The organism is Pseudomonas tolaasii NCPPB 2192 (genome assembly GCF_002813445.1).
In the GTDB taxonomy this organism is placed as follows: domain Bacteria; phylum Pseudomonadota; class Gammaproteobacteria; order Pseudomonadales; family Pseudomonadaceae; genus Aquipseudomonas; species Aquipseudomonas tolaasii.
Genome location: NZ_PHHD01000001.1, coordinates 603375 through 626055, shown reverse-complemented (window position 1 = coordinate 626055; position 22681 = coordinate 603375). Strand labels below are relative to the sequence as shown.

The following is a 22681-nucleotide window of genomic DNA, read 5'->3' as shown; positions in this document are numbered from 1 at the left end:
GTACACCAACCCGTGAGGTGTTTATGAGTGCAACTTCCAATGGCGCGGCGGCCACCCCGTTCGCCAGCCACCCGATCCGTCTGACCCTCAATGGCCAGGAACGCCAACTGGATGTGTTGCCCTGGACCACGCTCCTCGATTTGCTGCGCGAGAGACTCGACCTGGTCGGCAGCAAAAAAGGCTGCGACCACGGCCAATGCGGTGCCTGCACCGTGTTGCGTGATGGCAAGCGTGTCAATGCTTGCCTGACCCTGGCGGTGATGTGCGACGGTGCCGAGTTGACCACCATCGAAGGCCTGGCCGACGGCGACGTGCTGCACCCGATGCAACAAGCCTTCATCAAACATGACGCCTTCCAGTGCGGCTATTGCACGCCCGGGCAGATCTGCTCCGCCGTCGGCCTGGCCAATGAAGGCCGCGCGACGGACACCGCGCAAATCCAGGAGTTGATGAGCGGCAACCTGTGCCGCTGCGGCGCCTACAGCAATATCCGCGATGCCATTGAAGACGTGGTGTTGGGAGGTGAACAATGAACCCCTTCCAGTACAGCAAGCCGGCCGATGTGCGGGAGGCCGTGCACCTGAGCAGCGCCGCTTCGCGCTTTATAGCCGGGGGCACCAACCTGCTGGACCTGATGAAAGAAAACATCAGCCGCCCCGAACACCTGATCGACATCACGGGCCTGCCGCTGCGGGGCGTTGAAGAAACCGCCGATGGCGGGGTGATGATCGGTGCGCTGGTCAGCAACGCCGACCTGGCCTGGCACCCGCTGATCGAACAGCGTTATCCGTTGCTCTCCCAGGCAATCCTCGCCGGTGCCTCACCGCAACTGCGCAACATGGCCAGCACCGGCGGTAACCTGTTGCAGCGGACCCGTTGCTATTACTTTTATGACGCCACCGTACCGTGCAACAAACGCGTCCCTGGCAGTGGTTGCCCGGCGCGCACGGGCTTGAATCGCATCCACGCGATCCTCGGTGCCAGCGAACAGTGCGTGGCCACGCACCCATCGGACATGTGCGTAGCGCTGGCGGCGTTGCAGGCGCGGGTGCACGTGGAGGGGCGCGGCGGTGCGCGCATCATCGAATTTGCCGACTTCCACCGTTTGCCTGCCGATGCACCGCAGCGCGATAACTTGCTGGCCGACGATGAATTGATTACCGCCATCGAGTTGCCCGCCGACCATTTGGCGCGCCACAGTCACTATTTGAAAATCCGTGACCGCGCGTCCTACGCCTTTGCGCTGGTGTCCGTCGCCGCCGCACTGGCGTTGGACGGCGACACCATCATCGACGCGCGTTTGGCCCTGGGTGGCGTTGCCCACAAACCCTGGCGTGACCGCGCGGTGGAAGCCTCGCTGATCGGTCAAGTGGTCAGCCGCGAAGCCTTCAGCAATGCCGCCGACGCCATGTTGCAAGACGCCGAGCCACTGGCGCACAACGGCTTCAAGATCAAACTGGCGCGTCGCGCAATCATTCGTGCCCTGAGCGACGCCGCCGTCGCAGGAGAACGCCCATGACCGCTATCGGCAAACCGTTGGACCGGGTCGACGGTCTGCTCAAGGTCACCGGCCAGGCGCGGTATGCCGGTGAGTTTCCCGAACAAGGCCTGCTCCATGGCAGCGTCGTCTCCAGCACCATCGCCAAAGGGCGCATCGTCAGCATTGATGCCTCCAAAGCACTGGCGTTGCCGGGTGTTGTGATGGTGCTCGACCACCTCAACCGGCCCCAACTCGCCAGTTACGATGACGCCTTTGCCGACGCCGATGCCGCCGACGGCTCGCCCTTTCGCCCCCTGTATAACGACCGCGTGCTCTACAGCGGCCAGCCCCTGGCCCTGGTGATTGCCGACAACCTCGAGCTGGCGCGACACGCCGGCTCGTTGGTGGAAATCGAATACGACAGCGAAGCCTTTGAAACCGACTTGCTGGCGATGCAGGAACAGGCGCACCCGTCGCCCCAGACCCCGCCCGCCCCGCGCGGCAACTTCCAGGCCGAATGGTCCGCTGCCGCGGTCAGCCTTGACGTGCACTACAGCACTCCCATCGAACACCACAACCCGATGGAGCCCCATGCCAGTACCGTGCTGTATCAGCCCGACGGCACCTTGCATATCCACGACAAAACCCAGGGCCCGCAGAATTGCCAGGCCTATGTGCAAAAAGTCTTCGGCCTGGACAAAAGCCAGGTGCGGATTTTCGCCGCATTCGTCGGCGGCGCCTTCGGCTCGGGCCTGCGCCCGCAGTATCAACTGCCGCTTGCGGTGATGGCGGCGTTGGCGCTCAAACGTTCAGTGCGCGTGACCCTGACCCGCCAGCAAATGTTCACCTTCGGCTACCGACCGCGCACCTTGCAACGTTTGCAAATGGGCGCTGCCGCCAACGGTCGCCTGCTTGCGCTGGGGCATACGGCGATTGGCCAGACATCTCGCTTCGAAGACTTCAGCGAGCATGTGGTCGAGTGGAGCGGCATGCTCTATCAGTGCGACAACGTGCAGCTCACTTACAAACTGGTGCCGCTGGATGTGTTCACGCCCCTGGACATGCGCGCGCCCGGCGCTGCGTTGGGCGTGATCGGCCTGGAATGCGCGATGGACGAACTCGCCTGCGCGCTGGGCATGGACCCGGTGCAGCTGCGCCTGATCAATTATGCCGAACGCAACCAGACCGAAGACAAGCCCTGGTCGAGCAAAGCCCTGCGCGAATGTTACAGCGAAGGTGCCGAACGTTTCGGCTGGAGCCAGCGCAACCCGGAGCCGCGCAGCATGCGCGAGGGTCGCCAGTTGATCGGCTGGGGCATGGCCGGCGGTGTGTGGGAAGCCATGCAGATGAAGGCCAGCGCCAGGGCGCGCATTGATGCGCAGGGCCAGTTGACGGTCAGCAGCGCCACCACCGATATCGGCACCGGTACCTATACGGTGATGACCCAGATCGCCGCGCAGGCCAGCGGCGTCCGTGTCGAGGACGTGGTGTTCCTGCTCGGCGACTCCTCATTGCCGACCGCTCCTTTGCAGGGCGGCTCGTTTACCGTGTCATCGGTCGGCACTGCGGTGCAGCAAGCGTGCGAAGCGTTGACGGCGAAACTGTTGAGCATCGCGCGGCAAACCTACCCGGTATTCAAGGACGCCAAAACCGTGCGGTTCGAAGCGGGGCAGGTGCATGCCGGCAGCGTCAGCGTGTCGTTGGCGCAATTGGTCAAGGACGCCGGTGAAGAGGCATTGGAAGTGCAAGTCGACAGCAAGCCGGACAAAAAGCGCGACGGCTACGCCACCGCCACTCACTCGGCGGTGTTCGTTGAAGTGCGTGTGGATGAAGACCTGGGCACCATCAAGGTCAGCCGCGTGGTCAGTGCGATTGCGGCCGGGCGAGTGGTCAACCCGAAAATGGCGCGCAGCCAGATTCTCGGCGGCGTGGTGTGGGGGATCGGGATGGCGTTGCACGAAGAAACCCAGATCGATCATCAACTGGGCCGCTACATGAACCACAGCCTGGCCGAGTACCACATCCCGGTAAATGCCGATATCGGCGACATTGACGTGGTATTCGTTGAAGAACACGACGAGATCGTCAACGCTCTGGGTTCCAAGGGCGTGGGAGAAATCGGCATTGTCGGGGTGGCGGCGGCGGTGGCGAATGCGATTTACCATGCCACCGGCAAGCGGGTGAGGGACTTCCCGATCACCCTGGACAAGGTGCTGTAACCCGGCCTTCCAGACACTGAAGATCAAGTGTGGGAGCTGGCTTGCCTGCGATAGCGGTGGGCCAGCCCCTCACCTGTCAACTGATACACCGCCATCGCGGGCAAGCCCGCTCCCACATTTACCCCGTTTCACCCGCAACTCAGGCTTTGCTTTCTTCCACCGGCACATGCATGCGGTCGCGGTTGGCCAGGGTCGGGAACAGCTTGATCCACACTCCGGTGACCACCAGCGTACCGATGCCGCCCATGACCACGGCGGGTACGGTGCCGAACCAGTGGGCCGTGATGCCGGATTCAAATTCGCCCAGCTGATTCGACGCGCCGATAAACAGGCCGTTGACCGCACTCACGCGCCCGCGCATTTCGTCCGGGGTTTCCAGCTGCACGAAAGACGCGCGGATCACCATGCTGATCATGTCCGCCGCGCCCAGCACCACCAGCACCGCCATTGAAAACCAGAACGATGTCGACAGGCCAAAGGCAATGGTTGCCACGCCAAACACGCCGACGGCAGTGAACATCACGCGGCCCACATGGCGGTCTACCGAGAACCGTGCCAGCCACAGCGACATCAGTAACGCCCCCACCGCCGGTGCCGAGCGCAACAAGCCCAGGCCCCAGGCGCCGGTCAGCAGGATGTCTTTAGCGAACACCGGCAGCAACGCGGTGGCGCCGCCCAGCAGCACGGCGAACAGGTCGAGGGAGATGGCGCCGAGGATGTCCGGGCGGCTGCGAATGAAGCGGATGCCGGCCAGCAGCGAATCCATGGTCGCCTTGGCTTTGTTCAGTGGCGTCTGGCGCGCGGGCAGGTTGAGGGTCAGCACGCAGGCGATCAGGTACAGCGCAACGGTCGGGCCGTACACCCACACGCTGCCGAACGCATAGAGCAAACCGCCCAGTGCGGGCGCAACGATAGTGGCCAGTTGCTGGGCGGACTGCGACGATGCCACGGCGCGCGGGAACAGCGCGGTGGGCACGATGCTCGGCAGCAGGGCTTGGGTGGTGGGCATTTCAAAGGAGCGCGCGGCGCCCAGCAGGAAGGCGAGGATGAAGATCATCTCGCGGGTCACGTGGCCGGTCAGGCCGCCGATGGCCAGGGACAGCGCGATCAGCGCCTGCAAGGTCTGGCAGATGGCGGCAACCTTGCGCCGGTCATAACGGTCGGCTACGTGGCCCGTGTGCAACATGAACAGCACACGCGGAACAAACTCCACCAGGCCGACAAGGCCCAGGTCCAGCACGTTGCCGGTCAGTTGGTAGAGGTTCCAGCCGATGGCCACGGTGAGCATCTGGAAGCCGCTGGCGGTGAAGATGCGCGCCAGCCAGAACGCGATGAAAGGGCGGTGGTGACGCAACAGCAACGCGGGTTCACTAGGCATCGGAAATTCTGGTCAGGGCCGGAGGGAGCGCCGAGATTATCACTAAGTTGTAACAGATAGTTGCAACAACTGAGCTGAGGCAGTCTGTCACGCGGCAAAGGACCACACGACCCTCGGTCGAAAATGGGACTACTCTTTCAGCAATGCTTGATCCAGATCAAAACCGGCCCCGGGATTGTTCTGGCGGCCCAAAAGGCCAGATTCCCCACGTAGCTGGTTAAAAAAGAAACGAATTTGAATTCGCCACACTCCATATCCGTGGGGGCAGTGGGTGCAGGCTCCCAGCCAGCAGCCGGTATTACCTGACAGAGGAAGACTTATGTTCGGTTTGGAGGCGCTAGATCTCGCCCGAATTCAATTCGCGTTCACCATCTCTTTCCACATCCTGTTCCCGGCGATCACCATCGGCCTGGCCAGTTACCTTGCGGTGCTGGAAGGCTTGTGGCTCAAGACGCACAACGACACCTACCGTGACCTCTACCATTTCTGGTCGAAGATCTTTGCCGTCAACTTCGGCATGGGCGTGGTCTCGGGCCTGGTCATGGCCTATCAGTTCGGCACCAACTGGAGCCGTTTCTCGGACTTCGCCGGCGCCGTCACCGGGCCGCTTCTGACCTATGAAGTGCTCACGGCCTTCTTCCTGGAGGCTGGTTTCCTCGGGGTCATGCTGTTCGGCTGGAACAAGGTGGGGCGCAAGCTGCACTTCTTCTCCACCGTGATGGTGGCGGTGGGTACATTGATTTCGACCTTCTGGATCCTGTCGTCCAACAGCTGGATGCAGACGCCCCAGGGCTTTGAAATCATTGATGGCCGCGTGATTCCGACCGACTGGTTCGCTGTGGTCTTCAACCCCTCGTTCCCCTATCGCCTGGCGCACATGGCCACGGCGGCCTTTGTGGCGACCGCGTTCTTCGTCGGCTCGTCGGCGGCCTGGCACTTGCTGCGCGGCAAGGACAACCCGGCAATTCGCACCATGTTGTCGATGGCAATGTGGATGGCCCTGATCGTTGCGCCTATCCAGGCGGTGATCGGCGACTTCCACGGCCTCAACACCCTCAAGCATCAGCCGGCGAAAATCGCCGCAATCGAAGGGCATTGGGAAAACATCGGTAATGAACCGACGCCGCTGATCCTGTTCGGCTGGCCCGACATGAAGGCCGAAAAAACCAAATATGCAGTGGAAATCCCGTACCTGGGCAGCCTGATCCTGACCCACTCCCTGGACAAGCAGGTGCCAGCGCTCAAGGAATTCCCGCCTGAGGACCGCCCCAATTCGACCATCGTGTTCTGGTCGTTCCGGGTCATGGTCGGCCTGGGCTTCCTGATGATTTTCACCGGCCTGTTCAGCCTCTGGCTGCGCCGGGGCGACAAGATGTACACGTCCAAGCCGTTCCTGTACCTGGCGCTGTGGATGGGCCCGTCCGGCCTGATCGCGATTCTCGCCGGCTGGTTCACCACTGAAATCGGTCGCCAGCCATGGGTGGTCTACGGGTTGATGCGCACGGCGGATGCCTCCTCCGGGCACAGCCTGGCGCAGATGACGATTACGCTGGTGCTGTTTGTGGTGGTGTACTTCGCACTGTTCGGCGCCGGGTTGGGCTACATGATGCGCCTGGTGCGCAAAGGTCCGCAGACCCACGAGGGCAGCGAGCCGACCCACGGTGGCCCCGGCCAGAAACGCACGCCGGCCCGTCCGTTGTCCGCCGCCGATGATGGCAGCGACGACGAGCACACCCACATCCAGCACAAGGGGCATTGAGATGGGTATTGATCTTCCGCTGATCTGGGCCGTGATCATCATCTTCGGCATCATGATGTACGTGGTCATGGACGGCTTCGACCTCGGCATCGGCATCCTCTTTCCGTTTATTCCGGGCAAAGTCGACCGTGACGTGATGATGAACACCGTCGCGCCGGTCTGGGACGGTAATGAAACCTGGCTGGTACTCGGCGGTGCGGCGTTGTTCGGTGCGTTTCCGCTGGCTTATTCGGTGGTGTTGTCGGCGTTGTACCTGCCGCTGATCCTGATGCTGATCGGGTTGATTTTCCGCGGCGTGGCCTTCGAGTTTCGCTTCAAGGCCAAGGACCACAAGCGTCATCTGTGGGACAAGGCGTTTATCGGCGGCTCCATCGCGGCGACGTTCTTTCAGGGCGTGGCACTGGGAGCGTTTATCGACGGCATTCCGGTGGTGGACCGTCAGTTTGCCGGTGGCTCGCTGGACTGGCTGACGCCATTCACGATGTTTTGCGGCGTGGCGTTGGTGGTTGCCTATGCCTTGCTTGGCTGCACCTGGCTGATCATGAAGACCGAAGGCAAGTTGCAGGAGCAGATGCACAATCTGGCGCGGCCGTTGGCATTTGTGGTGTTGGCGGTGATCGGTATCGTCAGCCTGTGGACGCCGCTGGCGCACCCCGAAATCGCCTCGCGCTGGTTTACCCTGCCGAACCTGTTCTGGTTCCTGCCGGTGCCGATTCTGGTACTGGTGACCATGTACGGCTTGATCCGCGCCGTGGCGCGTAATGCGCACTACACGCCGTTTCTGCTGACACTGGTGTTGATCTTCCTCGGCTACAGCGGCCTGGGGATCAGCCTGTGGCCGAACATCATTCCGCCGTCGGTGTCGATCTGGGATGCCGCCGCGCCGCCGCAGAGCCAGGGCTTCATGCTGGTGGGCACGCTGTTCATCATCCCGTTCATCCTGGGCTACACCTTCTGGAGCTACTACGTATTCCGCGGCAAGGTCACCCACGAAGACGGTTATCACTAGGAGGTGCGTCCCATGTCCGGCAAACCTACATTGCAAGAGATCGAACAGGCCGAGAAGCAACCGCTGTGGCGGCGCCTGGGCTGGTTGGCGATGATCTGGACCGGCAGCGTGCTGGCCCTGTTCATCGTGGCCAGCCTGATGCGCATGTTCATGAATGCGGCTGGCCTGACGACTCACTGACCTTCCGACCCGGTCTTTGCGGCCCGGCGTTCAACCCTGCCTTTTGCCAGAAAGGCAGGGTTTTTTATTTGCGCGCTTTGAGAACCACGAATTTAGGTGTGGTGGCGACTTGCTCGACACCGCGGAACAACCGCGCCAGCTTGGTGTGATAGCCCAAGTGGCGGTTGCCGACGATATACAAGGCGCCGCCGACCACCAGGCTTTCCCGTGCCTGCTGGAACATGCGCCAGGCCAGAAAGTCACCCACCACCTGTTGTTGATGGAATGGCGGATTGCACAGCACCACGTCCAGCGACTGCGGCTCCTGGCCAGCCAGGCCATCGCCGGCACGTACTACCACCTCGCGCTCACCCAGTGCGGCCTTCCAGTTCTCGGCCGCCGATTGCACGGCCATATAGGACTCATCCACCAACGTGTACTGCGCGTCGGGGTTGTGCAGGGCGCTGGCGATGGCCAATACGCCGTTACCGCAACCCAGGTCCGCCACGCGGGCGTTGCCGAGGTTTTTCGGCAAGTGCGGCAGAAACGCGCGGGTGCCGATATCCAGACCTTCGCGGCAAAACACGTTGGCGTGGTTGAGCAGCTCGATCGCCGGCGCGTCCAGGCAGTAGCGGGTGGGGTAGGGCGAGACGGCGACGGGGCGATCATCCACGGTGGCAATCAGCAAGCGGGCTTTTTTGACCGCCAGCGAGGCGTGCATCGGGCCGATATAACGCTCCAGCAATTCGCCCGCCGCCCGTGGCAAGTGCTTGATCATCGCCCCGGCAATCACCTCGGCGCCCGGCGACAGCTGGCCTTGCAGGCGGATCAACTGTTCTTCCAGCAAGGCCAGGGTTTTCGGTACACGGATCAGCACACGGTCGAACGGCCCGGCGGGCGTCAGGTTCGCCGGGATGAATGGCACGGCATCAAATGCCTTGGCGTTGCGCGCGAGGTTCTTCTCAAGGCCCTGGGCAGCCAGAAAGGAGTCGCCGCTGGACGTCACCTGCACATGACCTTCAAGGCTGGCAGCCAGTGCGCCGAAGCTGTCGTTGAGCACCAGCACACGGGTCGCAGGCGCCGGTTGCTGTTCGGCCAAATGATTGAGCAGGTATTCATCGGCGGCATCGAAAGCTTGCAGCGGATCATTGTGTTGCTCTGGCTGGCGGATCAGATCGAGCTGGGCGAAAGGGCTGTCAAGCAGGGGCATGGCGGGGGAGGCTCTGGGTCATCGATGGGTGTTCGGCGAATGCGGGCGTGGGCCGAACCGTCTGAGTGAACTGCGAGGCGGCGCCTTTGGGGCGGCTTCAACACTCAGAATGGGTCGTAAATGTTACTTTTTTTTCGACGGGAATACATGCGGTGTTTGTGGGTCAGTCAAACAGCCCTTCTTTGGATGCACGCAGAACCGCGGCAATTTTGCTGTTGACGCCCAGTTTTTTCGAGGCACTGGCTAGATGAAAAACGACCGTGCGTGGGGTAATCGCCATAATCTTGCCCACTTCTTCTGCCGTCTTGCCCATGGCCGACCATCTGAGGATTTCTATTTCCCGGCCGCTCAACTTGGAGGACGGCTTGATGCTGGGTTTGTCGGCGAAATTCTGTGCGACTACCGCGTGCATCGCGTGGCAGAGCCACAACACCTGACCGGCTTTTTCGTACAGCTCTTCAGGCGTTACCGCACCTTTGCTGCGCCCCAGGGTGAGCATGCTGAAGATGCCCTGGAAGTCGTGGACCGATTGAGTCCAACCCAGATGCACACCGAATGACTGGGCCAAATCCCACAAATTGGGCGCGTCGCTAAAGGCTTTCTCATCCCAGAGGATGGGAAAAACACTGCGCTTGCAGTGGGCGACTACCGGGTCTACGTCAAAAAAATGGGCTTGTTTGTAAAGGGTGTTCCATTCTGCGGGGTAATTGTCGAATTGAATCGGTTCAGTTTGATTAGTGGGTGATTGAGAACTCATCTTGAATGAACAGTATTGGAAGCCGAGTTTGTAGGTTTCGTTGATGACCATTTCAAACGCTGTGGTTGTCTCGTTCTCGCCTTCCAGTTTGGGAACCCGTGTATTGCGCCAGTTGAGCATCGGTAACTCTCCATAGGTTTCTCCGTGACTTGGGTACGTCCTCATCCCCCAAAGCGACACGAACATGAGTGTAGGACACGGCTTACAAGGCGGGATTAAATTTTCATTATTGAACTGGCGGGTTCAATCAGTTTTTCGCTGCCCTGTTAGTTGGCGTGCTGAGGTCCGCACAAGGCTTTCCTGCGTTGTATGAGTCACTTGAGGTGCGTGTAAGGTTTAAGTAACAAAGTTTGTATGTGGTTTAACGAGGGTTGGCTCTTGGGCTAATAGCCAATTGATTAGAGAGGGAGTCACATGGCCAGCATCGAGCGCGGTGGTGATGTCACTACAAACCAGCGGTGTTTGTGTCGGCGACTTTAAGGGACACTAGGGCACCTGTAGATCGGAGCCCCCCATGACCGCCAGTGCCGAGAAATTTACCCGCCAGACCTTGCTCGACGTGCAATCGCTGACCCCCAGCCTGTTCACCTTGCGTACCACTCGTGACGCGGGCTTTCGGTTTACCGCGGGCCAGTTCGTGCGTTTGGGCGTGACTAAGGCGGACGGCAGCACGGTGTGGCGGGCTTACTCCATCGTGTCCTCCCCGTTTGACGAGCACCTGGACTTCTTCTCCATCGTTGTGCCGGGCGGCGAGTTCACCAGCGAGCTAAGCCGTTTGCAGGTGGGCGATACCTTGATGGTCGAGCGCCAGGCCACGGGGTACCTGACGCTGAACCGCTTTGTGGACGGGCGCGACCTGTGGCTGCTGGGCACCGGCACTGGTGTGGCGCCGTTTCTGTCGATCCTGCAGGACTTTGAAGTCTGGGAGAAATTCGAGCGCATCGTGCTGGTCTACAGTGCGCGTGAGGCCAAAGAGTTGGCGTACCAGTCGCTGATCAAAGAACTGGGGGAACGTGAATACCTGGCCGAGTACGCGCACAAACTCGTGTACCTGCCAATTGTTACCCGCGAACAGCATCCGGGCGCGCTCAACGGGCGCATCACCACGCTGATCGAGAGTGGCGAACTGGAGCGCGCCGCAGGCGTCGCACTCACCCCGGAACACTCGCGTGTGTTGATTTGCGGCAACCCGCAGATGGTCGATGACACCCGCCAATTGCTCAAGCAACGTGATATGCAACTGAGCCTGAGCCGCCGCCCCGGCCAAGTGGCGGTGGAAAACTACTGGTAATAAAAAGGCGCCCATCGGGGTAATGCCAGTCAGTTAAGAGCGGACACAGGTTACTTTTCGCTCTTGCTGTTTCTTGACTGACTGGCATTACCCATCGGGGCGCCTTTTTTATTACCCGCCGGTTTTGCTTAAAGCGGCTTGTCGTTCTGAGCCTTGAGCAAGTCGCGGATCTCGCCCAGCAGCACTTCTTCCTTGGTTGGGGTCGGCGGCAGGCTTGGCGCCACGGCCTCTTCGCGTTTCAGACGGTTGATGGCCTTCACGCCCATGAAGATCGCAAACGCGATGATCACGAAATCGATCACGCTCTGGATGAACTTGCCGTATGCCAGCACCACCGCAGGCGCATCGCCCTGGGCTGCCTTGAGCGTTATCGCCAGGTCCCCGAAGTCCACGCCGCCGATCAACAGACCGAGCGGTGGCATCACCACGTCGCCTACAAAGGAGGACACAATCTTGCCGAAGGCGGCGCCGATGATGATACCGACGGCCATATCGACCACATTGCCTTTGACCGCGAAGGCCTTGAACTCACTGATCACGCCCATAAGTTATTCCTTGTTACAGATGAGAAGGGTGGAGGTCAGTGTAAGTCAGTCGTAGAGGGCTTGCGCGACACAACCGTTAACACTGTTAATTTTTATCGACACATTAAATCGCAAATAGTTTGCAAAGTGCCACCAATCGCGCGCGAAATACGCGCTATTTCAGGGGGTTACCACACTATTTTCTTTATCGGGCTGGTACGGCTTTTCTATTTATCTTCCGGCGCGCAGGTCACTAGCCTCTGGCAAGCACGAATGAATGTGCATAAAAAAACCAGAGGACACCCCGATGAATATGCCCATGAGCCGCAGGCCACTCTCGGCGCGCCACGCACTGGCACTGGCCGCCGCGAGCCTGCTTTCCTTATCCGTACACGCCGCCAACCTGACCCGCGATAACGGCGCCGCCGTCGGCGACAACCAGAACTCGCAAACCGCCGGCGCCAATGGCCCAGTGCTGTTGCAAGACGTGCAATTGATCCAGAAGCTGCAGCGCTTCGACCGCGAGCGCATCCCGGAGCGCGTCGTACACGCCCGTGGTACCGGCGCCCACGGTACGTTTACCGTCACCGACAGCCTCAGCGACCTGACCAAAGCCAAAGTCTTCGCCGCCGGCGAAGCCACCCCGGTGTTTGTGCGTTTCTCTGCTGTGGTCCATGGCAACCACTCGCCGGAGACCCTGCGCGACCCGCGCGGCTTTGCCACCAAGTTCTACACCGCGGAAGGCAATTGGGATTTGGTCGGCAATAACTTCCCGACCTTTTTTATTCGCGATGCGATCAAGTTCCCCGACATGGTTCACGCGTTCAAGCCTGACCCGCGTACCAACCTGGACGATGACTCCCGTCGTTTCGACTTCTTCTCCCATGTTCCGGAGTCCACCCGTACATTGACCGAGTTGTACTCAGACTCCGGCACGCCGGCCAGTTATCGGGAAATGGACGGCAATGGGGTACATGCCTACAAGTTGATCAATGCCAAAGGCGAAGTGCATTACGTCAAGTTCCATTGGAAGAGCCTGCAAGGCATCAAGAATCTTGACCCGAAACAAGTGGCCGAAGTACAGGGTCGCGATTACAGCCATATGACTAACGACTTGGTCACTCATATCAACAAGGGTGACTTCCCCAAGTGGGACTTATATGTACAAGTGCTGAAACCTGAGGACTTGGTCAAGTTTGACTTTGATCCACTGGACGCCACCAAGATCTGGCCCAATGTACCGGAGCGCAAAGTTGGGCAAATGGTATTGAACCGTAACCCGGCGAATGTGTTCCAGGAGACCGAACAAGTTGCCATGGCCCCCGCCAATCTGGTGCCTGGTATCGAGCCATCGGAAGACCGCTTGCTGCAAGGCCGGGTGTTCTCCTACGCCGACACGCAGATGTACCGCCTGGGCCCGAATGCCCTGCAACTGCCGATCAACGCCCCGCGGGTGACCGTCAACAACGGCAACCAGGATGGTGCGATGAACGTCGGCAAAACCAGCACCGGCGTGAACTACCAGCCAAGCCGCCTGTTGCCGCGCGAAGAGCCGCAAACCGCGCGCTACAGCCAGTCGGCGCTGTCGGGCAGCACCCAGCAGGCGAAGATCCAGCGCGAGCAGAACTTCAAGCAGGCGGGTGACCTGTACCGCTCGTTCAACAAGAAAGAACGTCAGGACCTGATCGACAATTTCGGCGGCTCGCTGGCGACCACCGATGACGAAAGCAAGCACATCATCCTGTCGTTCCTCTACAAGGCAGACCCGGAATACGGCACCGGTGTGACCAAAGTGGCCAAGGGCGACCTGGCGCGGGTCAAGGCGCTGGCGGAAAAACTCACCGACTGACTGTTGGTTTCGGCCGGTGCCCGACACAGGGCACCGGCCCCTTGCAGGAGAAAATCATGCGAATTTCCATCGGTTTGCTGATGGCCATGCTGGCCTTTGTCGCCCATGCCGAACAACCTGACCCGGTTGCGCTCAAGGCGCAGTTGCAGGATTACTATTTCGACGCCGCCCGCCGTGGCGACATCGACATGCTCAATACCTTTATTGACTCCGGCTACAGCCTCAACACCCAGGACGACAAGGGTTACACCGCGCTGATCCTCGCCGCCTATCATGGCCAGGGCCCGTTTGTGGAACGCCTGCTCAGCGCCGGGGCCGATGCCTGTGTACAAGACAAACGCGGTAACACTGCACTGATGGGCGCGATCTTCAAGGGCGAGTTGAAAATCGCTCAGCGCCTGCTCGCCACCGACTGCAACCCCGACCAACGCAACGGTGCCGGGCAGACAGCGGCCATGTACGCCGGGCTGTTCAAGCGCGTCGAACTGCTCGATGAGCTGAAAGCCAAAGGCGCCGACCTCAATGCCGAAGACCCGATCGGCAACAGTGCATCACGCTTGGCCAGTGGTGAAATCCGGACCCCGGCGCCGCGCTGAGCTATCATCGCGGTTTTTCAGTTGGAGGTTCTCAAATGGCAAAGGCCAAGCGCATGTACGGCTGCACAGAGTGCGGCGCGACCTTTCCCAAGTGGGCCGGCCAGTGCACCGAATGCGGCGCGTGGAACACCCTGACTGAAACCATGATCGAAAGCGGCGGCGCGGCAGCCCCCACCGGGCGTGCCGGCTGGACCGGGCAACAGGCGCAGATCAAAACCCTGGCGGAAGTCAGCGTCGAGGAAATCCCGCGTTTCTCCACCGCCTCCGGCGAACTGGACCGCGTGCTCGGCGGCGGCCTGGTGGATGGCTCGGTGGTGCTGATCGGCGGCGACCCTGGCATCGGCAAATCCACGATCCTGCTGCAAACCCTGTGCAGCATCGCCAGCCGCATGCCGGCCCTGTATGTCACTGGTGAAGAGTCCCAGCAACAAGTGGCCATGCGTGCGCGCCGTCTGGGCTTGCCCCAGGATCAACTGCGGGTGATGACCGAAACCTGCATCGAAAGCATCATCGCCACTGCGCGCATCGAAAAACCCAAGGTCATGGTGATCGACTCGATCCAGACAATCTTCACCGAGCAACTGCAATCGGCGCCGGGTGGCGTGTCCCAGGTGCGTGAAAGCGCGGCGTTGCTGGTGCGGTACGCCAAGCAGAGCGGCACGGCGATTTTTCTGGTTGGCCACGTGACCAAAGAGGGCGCGCTGGCGGGGCCACGGGTGTTGGAGCACATGGTCGACACCGTGCTGTATTTCGAAGGCGAATCCGATGGGCGTTTGCGTTTGCTGCGGGCCGTGAAGAACCGTTTCGGCGCGGTGAACGAACTGGGTGTGTTCGCCATGACTGACCGGGGGCTGAAAGAAGTCTCCAACCCTTCGGCGATTTTTCTCACGCGCGCTCAGGAAGAAGTCCCGGGCAGCGTGGTGATGGCAACGTGGGAAGGTACCCGGCCAATGCTGGTGGAAGTGCAGGCGCTGGTGGATGACAGCCATTTGGCCAACCCGCGCCGCGTAACCCTGGGCCTGGACCAGAACCGCCTGGCGATGTTGCTCGCGGTTCTGCACCGGCACGGCGGCATTCCCACCCATGACCAGGACGTGTTCCTCAACGTGGTCGGCGGGGTCAAGGTGCTGGAAACCGCCTCCGACCTCGCGTTGATGGCGGCGGTGATGTCCAGTCTGCGCAACCGTCCGTTGCCTCACGACTTGCTGGTGTTCGGTGAAGTCGGCCTGTCGGGCGAAGTGCGCCCGGTGCCCAGCGGCCAGGAACGCTTGAAAGAAGCGGCCAAGCACGGCTTCAAGCGCGCCATCGTGCCCAAGGGCAATGCGCCGAAGGAATCGCCGCCGGGCCTGCAAATCATTGCGGTCACGCGCCTTGAGCAGGCGCTGGATGCCTTGTTCGAGTAATCGGCAACACCGCAACCCCCTGTGGGAGCTGTGTTGACTGCTAGAGCTCCAGCAACGCACCCAGCTCCCGGTGCAGTTCATCCTCATCACCCAGGTTCAGCTCGATCAGCCGGCGCAAATGGCTGATCGAGTCCAGATCGATGTGCTCGCACACAAAACCCAGCTGCCCGTGATCATCATGGGCCAACTTCACCTGCATCTTGATATGCGCCTGTGGGTCCAGCCGGATATCCACGTTAAATAGCCGCTTGCCATTCCCTCGCCAGTCCTCAGGGCGCTCTACCAGCAACCCGCGCAGCGACACATCCACCAATCGCACCGGCCAATTCCAGTTGTCCTGGGCAATCGTCGTCTTGGCATCAAAGGCGATTCGTCGAAAACGGCGGCGGTCAGACGGCTGCTCGGTCATGGTTAAACCCTCTGTGAATAGAAGGATTGTAGCCTTGCGCCATCACCCGGCTTTTATTTCTGCTTTTTTTGCAATTGCAAGGCGCTAGACCAATGTGGGGGGTGGCCTTTGAAGCCAACAGCGCTAAACTCGGGCTGGCTGTCCTTTCTGTCCACCCTGGCTGGAATATAAAAATGAAAAATAATAATAGCCTGCTACGCCACCTACCCTGGCTGGTGCTGGCAATCGTAGGAGCGTGCGCCCTGGGCGTAGTGGCCTTGCGCCGCGGCGAGGCGATCAACGCCTTGTGGATTGTGGTGGCTGCGGTGGCCATCTACCTGGTTGCGTACCGTTACTACAGTCTGTTCATCGCTAACAACGTGATGCAACTCGATCCACGGCGGGCCACCCCCGCGGTGCTCAACAATGATGGTCTGGACTATGTGCCGACCAACAAACACATTCTGTTCGGTCACCACTTTGCGGCGATTGCCGGTGCAGGCCCTCTGGTCGGCCCGGTGCTGGCGGCGCAAATGGGCTACCTGCCCGGCACGCTCTGGCTGATTGCCGGCGTGGTGCTGGCCGGTGCGGTGCAGGACTTCATGGTCCTGTTCCTGTCCACTCGTCGCAACGGCCGTTCCCTGGGGGACATGGTTCGCGAAGAGATGGGCCGCATTCCGGGCACCATCGCGCTGTTCGGCTGCTTCCTGATCATGATCATCATCCTCGCGGTGCTGGCACTGATCGTGGTCAAGGCCCTGGCCGAGAGCCCATGGGGTATCTTCACCGTGATGGCGACCATCCCGATCGCGATGTTCATGGGCGTGTACATGCGCTACATCCGCCCAGGCCGCATTGGTGAAATCTCGATCATCGGCGTGCTGTTGCTGCTGGGTTCGATCTGGCTGGGCGGGCAGATCGCCGCTGACCCGGTGTGGGCCAAGGCGTTCACCTTCAGCGGGATCCAGATCACCTGGATGCTGATCGGCTACGGTTTTGTCGCCGCAGTATTGCCGGTGTGGCTGATCCTGGCGCCGCGTGACTACCTCTCCACCTTCCTCAAAATCGGCACCATCATCGCTCTGGCGATCGGCATCCTGGTGACCATGCCAGAGCTGAAAATGCCGGCCCTGACCCAATTCATCGACGGCACCGGCCCGGTGTGGAAGGGCGGCCTGTTCCCGTTCCTGTTCATCACCATTGCCTGTGGCGCGGTTTCGGGTTTCCACGCGCTGATTTCTTCGGGCACCACGCCCAAGTTGCTGGATAACGAAACCAACGCGCGTTATATCGGTTACGGCGCGATGCTGATGGAATCGTTCGTGGCCATCATGGCCATGGTCGCTGCCTCGGTGATCGAGCCAGGCGTGTACTTCGCCATGAACAGCCCGGCCGCCGTGGTCGGTGGTGACGTGGTGGCGGTGGCGCAAACCGTCAGCAGTTGGGGGTTTGCGATTACGCCTGAGGCGCTGACCGCTGTGGCCCACGACATCGGCGAAACCACCATCCTGGCCCGTGCCGGTGGTGCGCCGACCTTGGCGGTGGGTATCGCGCAGATCCTGCACAGCGTGTTGCCGGGTGAAAACACCATGGCGTTCTGGTACCACTTTGCGATCCTGTTCGAAGCGCTGTTCATCCTGACCGCCGTCGACGCCGGTACCCGTGCCGGGCGGTTCATGCTGCAGGACTTGCTCGGCTCCTTCGTGCCGTCGCTCAAGCGTACCGAGTCGTGGACCGCCAACCTGATCGCGACCGCAGGCTGCGTGGCCATGTGGGGTTACCTGCTGTACCAGGGCGTGATCGACCCGCTGGGCGGCATCAACACCTTGTGGCCGCTGTTCGGTATCTCCAACCAGATGCTCGCCGGTATCGCGCTGATGCTCGCCACCGTTGTGCTGATCAAAATGAAACGCCAGCGCTACATCTGGGTGACCATGCTGCCGGCTGTTTGGCTGCTGATCTGCACCACCACCGCAGGCTTCATCAAGCTGTTCGACGCCAACCCGGCAATCGGCTTCCTGTCGCTGGCCAAGAAATACAGTGATGCACTTGCCAATGGCCAGATCCTGGCTCCGGCCAAAAGTGTCGACCAGATGCAGCACGTGATCTGGAACGCCTACACCAACGCAACGCTGACGGCGCTGTTCCTGTTCGTGGTATTCAGCATCCTGTTCTATGCGCTCAAGGTCGGCGTTGCCGCCTGGGGCAATAAAGAGCGTACGGATAAAGAAGCCCCGTTCCAGGCGGTTCCTGACGCGTAATCGAGGGTTGCAAGCATGTTCAATGACATCAGTCGCCTTGGTAAATACCTCGGTCAGGCCGCCCGCCTGATGGTCGGCATGCCCGACTACGACACCTACGTCGAGCATATGCAAACCAAACACCCGGACAAGCCGGTGATGGGCTACAAGGCGTTCTTCCGCGAGCGCCAGGAGGCCCGTTACGGCGGCAAGGGTGGGCCCAAGTGCTGCTGACCCGGTATTCGGGCTGGCGATGATCCCATGTGGGAGCGGGCTTCTGTGGGAGCTGGCTTGCCTGCGATAGCATCAACTCGGTATGACTGGAAGACCGAGTTGTCTGCATCGCAGGCAAGCCAGCTCCCACAGGGGACTGCTCCCACATTTGTTTTGTGTTCATTCAGTTATTAAGGAGAATTTTTTGTCCTCTCCCATTCCGGTCACGGTCCTCAGTGGCTTCCTCGGCGCCGGCAAGACCACCTTGCTGCGCCACCTGCTCAAAGCCGAGCACGGCCTGAAAATCGCCGTGATCGAAAACGAATTCAGCGACGCCGGTATCGACACCCAACTGCTGGGCGCCGAGCCGGTGCAGGTCATGACCCTGTCCAACGGCTGCGTGTGCTGCACCATCCACACCGACCTGACCAAAGCCCTGTACCTGCTGCTCGAACGCCTGGACAGCGGCGAAATTGCCTTCGACCGCCTGGTGATCGAATGCACCGGCCTGGCCGACCCGGCGCCCGTGGCCCAAACCTTTTTCATCGATGAAGAATTGCGCGAGCGCTACATTCTCGACGGCATCATTACCCTGGTGGATGCGGCTCACGCTGAGCATCACCTGACCCAGACCATCGCCCAGGTCCAGATCGGCTTTGCCGACCGCTTGTTGGTGAGCAAGCGTGACCTGGTGGACGACGCCACCTTCGACGCCCTCAGCCAGCGCCTGACCCGCATCAACCGCCGCGCGCCGATTCGCGTGGTCGACCACGGCAACATTGACCTGGCCGAATTGCTCGATGTGCGGGGCTTCAACCTCAACGCCGGCATGAGCCTGCGCCCGGTCAGCGCCGCGCCGTCCATCGACCGTATCTCCAGCCTGGTGCTGCGCACCGACCAGCCGCTGGATATCGACCGCCTCAGCGCGTTCATGAACGAACTGCTGGAAGATCATGGCAAGCAGTTGTTGCGCTACAAGGGCGTGCTGAACATCGCCGGGGAAAACCGGCGACTGGTGTTCCAGGGCGTGCTCAAGCTCTACGGGTTCGATTGGGACACCGAGTGGGCCGAGGGCGAGGCGCGTGAGAGCGTGATCGTGTTCATTGCCGATGAACTGCCTGAAGACAAGATTCGCCAGGGTTTCCAGCAGCTGTACCAGTCGGAATAAACCGACCTCGCGAGCTGTTATCTCATCAGGCAGATGAAATGGCAGAGGCAGACCCATGGTGAACGTGGCACGGATCAACGCAGGCATTGGGGGCAGTGCCAATGCCGGCTAATTATGTTTCCTGGAAAACCCCGATCGGCATGAAGGTGCATCGGGTCGCCAAATTCAAACAGCGCTCGGCATTGAGCAATAACGCCGCCATCAAAGAGATGCCCGGCGTGCAGAATGGCGCTTGCATCGGGCTTGCGTTTGCGTGGTTGCGACGCAGGCTGCAACAACCGTCGGAGACACCGCAACGGCGCATACAGTATCTGGGGCAGGAAGACACGCTGTACAAGGTCGATGTGGACTGCAGCTCCTTCAATCGCTGCTACTACAGGTCCGCCCGTGGCATCGAAAGAATTGTCGCGGCGGCGCCCAATATCTGCGGCATGTCGAGCCGTTCGGCTATCGAAGCGAGCGGGCTGACGGGCCTGGAGGTATTGGCCAGTCATATCGACGAGACCCTGCCGGGTTATTACCTGTGGGAGTGCACCTTTACCGAAGGTGTCACGTCCCACGCTTTTGCCTTGTACGCCGATGGCAGCGGGATGAGCTTTTTCGACCCCAACTCGGGTGAGTACCGTATCGGGGCGAAGGGCAAGCTGGCCTTTTTCAAGCAACTGTATAACCACTACCGGCATTACGTTTCGATGAAGGGCGTCAAGGCCGACCTTCAATTCGACAAGCTGTTTCTGATTCAGCTGGGAAACATGTAGCTGCGCTCCCTGTTGGCCGGCTCAACGAACCAAAGCCGTGCCGGACGTTCATCGGAATAAACCGCGATCACCGACTGTTATTTCAGCAGGCACGTTCAGATGTCGGAGATCGACCATGGCCACGGCAGCACAGATCCAGGCGGGTAGAAAGAGTGACGGCAAGCTGGCCCAGACCTATCGGGCCAAGACCGGCATGATGACCTTCACCTATCAGGCCTATAACGGGCCGGGCGCTGCGATGATGAGCATCGGCAGCGAAAACGGTGACCCGCTTGCCCAGTTGAAACGCACCTCCATCGACAAGGCCCTGCAAGTGTTGGCGGCCAAGGGCTTCAGCCTGCCGCCGATCACCTTCCTCTGTTCGGCCACCGAGGGCGTGCCGTGCATTGCCTGCATGGGCAATTTGCGCGGCGCAGCCGAGTACACCGTCTTCATGGGCCCCAAGACCGGGCAGCATAACCCGCAGATCCAGCTCAACGGCATTGAAGGCGGCTTGGGCAAGGACCCGGGAAGGGGCGTCGCCGACCAGGTGTACGACGGCACACAGCGCTGGTTCGGTGACCCGAAGATGCATGGGCACGCCGCGACCGTGGTGATCCACGAGATCGGCCATATTCTTCACGAGATGAATCAGCCCGAGACCTTCTGGACCTTCAAGCTGGGTGCTCAAGACCCGTCGATCACACTCAAGGCGGCGAATAACGGCACGGCGGTGAGCATGTACGCCATGACCAACCCCCTGGAGTTCGTGGCGGAAACCTTTGCTGCCAACCTGTCGGGCAAATCGTTCGATACCGGTGTCAGTAACTTTTACCGTGAGATAGGCGGTGCGCTGCCACCGTCGGGCAGCTTTTGAACAGGCAAAAAAAAGCGCCGACGTTGCCGTCAGCGCTTTGTGTTCAAGCGACTGCTATCAGGCGCCGTAGACCGGCAGCTTTTTGCAGATGGCCTTGACCTTCTCACGGACCGCGTCGATCACGGCTTCGTTGTTCAGGTCTGCCAGGATGTCGCAGATCCAGCCCGCCAGCTCCTTGCACTCTGCTTCCTTGAAGCCGCGAGTGGTCACAGCCGGGGTGCCGAAGCGCAGGCCGGAGGTGACGAACGGCGAACGTGGGTCGTTCGGCACGGAGTTCTTGTTCACGGTGATGAAGGCGCGGCCCAAAGCAGCGTCAGCATCTTTACCGGAAATGTCCTGCTTGATCAGCGACAGCAGGAACAGATGGTTTTCAGTACCGCCGGACACCACGTCAAAACCGCGCTCGATGAACACGCTGGCCATGGTCTGGGCGTTTTTTACCACTTGTTGCTGATAAGCCTTGAACTCAGGCTGCAGCGCTTCCTTGAAGCAGATCGCTTTGGCGGCGATCACATGCTCCAGCGGGCCGCCCTGGGCGCCCGGGAATACGGCGGAGTTCAGCTTCTTCTCGATATCGGCGTTGGCGCGCGCCAGGATCAGGCCGCCACGTGGGCCGCGCAGGGTTTTGTGAGTGGTGGTGGTGACCACGTCAGCGAACGGCACCGGGTTCGGGTAGACGCCAGCGGCGACCAGACCGGCTACGTGAGCCATGTCGACGAACAGGTAGGCGCCAACCTTGTCGGCGATAGCGCGGAAGCGTGGGAAATCCAGAATCTGCGAGTAGGCAGAGAAACCGGCCACGATCATTTTTGGCTTGTGCTCAACCGCCAGACGCTCGACTTCGTCGTAGTCGATCAGGCCGTTGGCATCGATGCCGTATTGAACGGCGTTGTACAGCTTGCCGGAGGAGGAAACGCTGGCGCCGTGGGTCAGGTGACCGCCGTGGGCCAGGCTCATGCCCAGAATGGTGTCGCCGCCTTGCAGCAGAGCCAGGTACACGGCGCTGTTGGCTTGGGAGCCGGCGTGCGGCTGGACGTTGGCGTAATCGGCGCCGAACAGCTCTTTTGCACGGTCGATGGCCAACTGCTCAACCACGTCGACGTACTCGCAACCACCGTAGTAGCGCTTGCCCGGGTAGCCTTCGGCGTACTTGTTGGTCAGAACCGAACCTTGAGCCTCCATGACGGCTGGGCTGGTGTAGTTTTCCGAAGCGATCAGCTCAATGTGCTCTTCCTGGCGCACGGCTTCTTGCTCCATGGCGGCAAAGAGATCGGCGTCGTACTTGGCAATAGTCAAATCACGGCTGAACATGGCGGTCCTCAAGGATCGGGGGCAGAAAAGGAGGGCATTCTAACCCAATGGGTTTTAGATGGCATATGAAAGGACATCATGTCGCGGACAAGCGGGATTCACTTAGGGATGAG

The 22681-nt window shown here is 60.6% G+C and carries 21 protein-coding genes; 15 read left to right on the top strand and 6 right to left on the bottom strand.

Translation table 11 applies throughout. The features are described from left to right. Positions 1-23 precede the first annotated feature (23 nt). From ATI14_RS02850 to ATI14_RS02840, 3 genes are read left to right on the top strand one after another with little or no spacing between them, the layout of a single operon-like run. Positions 24-533 carry a (2Fe-2S)-binding protein gene (locus ATI14_RS02850; RefSeq protein ID WP_016973859.1) on the top strand — a complete coding sequence of 170 codons (510 nt, stop codon included), beginning with the start codon at positions 24-26 and terminating at the stop codon, positions 531-533. Next, a complete protein-coding gene (locus ATI14_RS02845) occupies positions 530-1519 on the top strand; it encodes an FAD binding domain-containing protein (protein WP_016973858.1) in 990 nt (329 codons plus the stop codon). Before ATI14_RS02850 ends, ATI14_RS02845 begins: the two co-directional genes overlap by 4 nt. Beyond that, positions 1516-3699: a xanthine dehydrogenase family protein molybdopterin-binding subunit gene (locus ATI14_RS02840; RefSeq protein ID WP_080520286.1), complete on the top strand. Its 2184-nt coding sequence runs from the start codon at positions 1516-1518 to the stop codon at positions 3697-3699. The genes ATI14_RS02845 and ATI14_RS02840 overlap by 4 nt, the downstream gene beginning before the upstream one ends. Positions 3700-3838: 139 nt before the next feature. On the opposite strand, the gene ATI14_RS02835 is transcribed toward ATI14_RS02840, so the two are convergent. Further along, positions 3839-5077 (bottom strand): MFS transporter, encoded by a 1239-nt coding sequence (locus tag ATI14_RS02835; protein WP_016973856.1) that lies wholly within the window; start codon positions 5075-5077, stop codon positions 3839-3841. A 319-nt stretch (positions 5078-5396) separates the two neighbouring features. Here ATI14_RS02835 and ATI14_RS02830 point away from each other — a divergent pair, with 319 nt between their 5' ends. Genes ATI14_RS02830 through ATI14_RS02820 form a run of 3 tightly spaced genes read left to right on the top strand, consistent with a single transcriptional unit; the run spans position 5397 to position 8025 of the window. Next, positions 5397-6836, top strand: a complete 1440-nt coding sequence (locus ATI14_RS02830; protein ID WP_017253718.1) for a cytochrome ubiquinol oxidase subunit I — start codon at positions 5397-5399, stop codon at positions 6834-6836. 1 nt (position 6837) lies between these two features. Further along, on the top strand, positions 6838-7845 hold the full coding sequence (gene cydB, locus ATI14_RS02825) for a cytochrome d ubiquinol oxidase subunit II (RefSeq protein ID WP_016973854.1): 1008 nt from the start codon (positions 6838-6840) through the stop codon (positions 7843-7845). Positions 7846-7857: 12 nt separating this feature from the next. Continuing rightward, a complete protein-coding gene (locus tag ATI14_RS02820) occupies positions 7858-8025 on the top strand; it encodes a DUF2474 domain-containing protein (protein WP_016973853.1) in 168 nt (55 codons plus the stop codon). 64 nt (positions 8026-8089) lie between these two features. Here ATI14_RS02820 and ATI14_RS02815 read toward each other — a convergent pair whose 3' ends face one another. After that, positions 8090-9214: a methyltransferase gene (locus ATI14_RS02815; protein ID WP_016973852.1), complete on the bottom strand. Its 1125-nt coding sequence runs from the start codon at positions 9212-9214 to the stop codon at positions 8090-8092. A gap of 163 nt (positions 9215-9377) precedes the next feature. Next, positions 9378-10091, bottom strand: coding sequence for a LuxR family transcriptional regulator (locus ATI14_RS02810; protein WP_016973851.1), 714 nt, complete (start codon positions 10089-10091; stop codon positions 9378-9380). 394 nt (positions 10092-10485) lie between these two features. Here ATI14_RS02810 and ATI14_RS02805 point away from each other — a divergent pair, with 394 nt between their 5' ends. Beyond that, a complete protein-coding gene (locus ATI14_RS02805; protein ID WP_016973850.1) occupies positions 10486-11262 on the top strand; it encodes a ferredoxin--NADP reductase in 777 nt (258 codons plus the stop codon). 128 nt (positions 11263-11390) lie between these two features. Here the strand turns inward: ATI14_RS02805 and mscL are convergent, their stop codons facing one another. Next, entirely contained in the window at positions 11391-11807 is a 417-nt protein-coding gene (mscL, locus tag ATI14_RS02800; protein ID WP_016973849.1) for a large-conductance mechanosensitive channel protein MscL, read from the bottom strand. 286 nt (positions 11808-12093) lie between these two features. On the opposite strand from mscL, the gene katB reads away from it, so the two are divergent. Genes katB through radA form a run of 3 tightly spaced genes read left to right on the top strand, consistent with a single transcriptional unit; the run spans position 12094 to position 15634 of the window. Next, positions 12094-13635, top strand: a complete 1542-nt coding sequence (gene katB / locus ATI14_RS02795) for a catalase KatB (protein WP_016973848.1) — start codon at positions 12094-12096, stop codon at positions 13633-13635. Positions 13636-13691: 56 nt separating this feature from the next. After that, positions 13692-14231, top strand: a complete 540-nt coding sequence (locus tag ATI14_RS02790) for an ankyrin repeat domain-containing protein (RefSeq protein WP_016973847.1) — start codon at positions 13692-13694, stop codon at positions 14229-14231. Positions 14232-14266: 35 nt separating this feature from the next. Beyond that, a complete protein-coding gene (gene radA / locus ATI14_RS02785; RefSeq protein ID WP_016973846.1) occupies positions 14267-15634 on the top strand; it encodes a DNA repair protein RadA in 1368 nt (455 codons plus the stop codon). A gap of 40 nt (positions 15635-15674) precedes the next feature. Here the strand turns inward: radA and ATI14_RS02780 are convergent, their stop codons facing one another. Continuing rightward, complete coding sequence (locus ATI14_RS02780; RefSeq protein WP_016973845.1) at positions 15675-16043, bottom strand: PilZ domain-containing protein; 369 nt, start codon at positions 16041-16043, stop codon at positions 15675-15677. Positions 16044-16216: 173 nt separating this feature from the next. Between ATI14_RS02780 and ATI14_RS02775 the strand changes: the two genes are divergently transcribed. From ATI14_RS02775 to ATI14_RS02755, 5 genes are all read left to right on the top strand, one after another. Next, a complete protein-coding gene (locus ATI14_RS02775) occupies positions 16217-18283 on the top strand; it encodes a carbon starvation CstA family protein (protein ID WP_016973844.1) in 2067 nt (688 codons plus the stop codon). Positions 18284-18298: 15 nt separating this feature from the next. Continuing rightward, positions 18299-18496, top strand: a complete 198-nt coding sequence (locus ATI14_RS02770; protein ID WP_016973843.1) for a YbdD/YjiX family protein — start codon at positions 18299-18301, stop codon at positions 18494-18496. A 184-nt stretch (positions 18497-18680) separates the two neighbouring features. Next, on the top strand, positions 18681-19643 hold the full coding sequence (gene yjiA, locus ATI14_RS02765) for a GTPase (protein WP_016973842.1): 963 nt from the start codon (positions 18681-18683) through the stop codon (positions 19641-19643). Between the two features lie 101 nt (positions 19644-19744). Further along, positions 19745-20401, top strand: a complete 657-nt coding sequence (locus ATI14_RS02760; RefSeq protein ID WP_231124353.1) for a YopT-type cysteine protease domain-containing protein — start codon at positions 19745-19747, stop codon at positions 20399-20401. Positions 20402-20516: 115 nt separating this feature from the next. Continuing rightward, the gene (locus ATI14_RS02755) at positions 20517-21257 is read left to right on the top strand and encodes a hypothetical protein (protein ID WP_080520285.1); all 741 of its coding nucleotides are present in this window, start codon (positions 20517-20519) and stop codon (positions 21255-21257) included. 57 nt (positions 21258-21314) lie between these two features. Here ATI14_RS02755 and glyA read toward each other — a convergent pair whose 3' ends face one another. Next, positions 21315-22568, bottom strand: a complete 1254-nt coding sequence (glyA, locus tag ATI14_RS02750) for a serine hydroxymethyltransferase (protein ID WP_016973839.1) — start codon at positions 22566-22568, stop codon at positions 21315-21317. Positions 22569-22681: the final 113 nt, after the last annotated feature.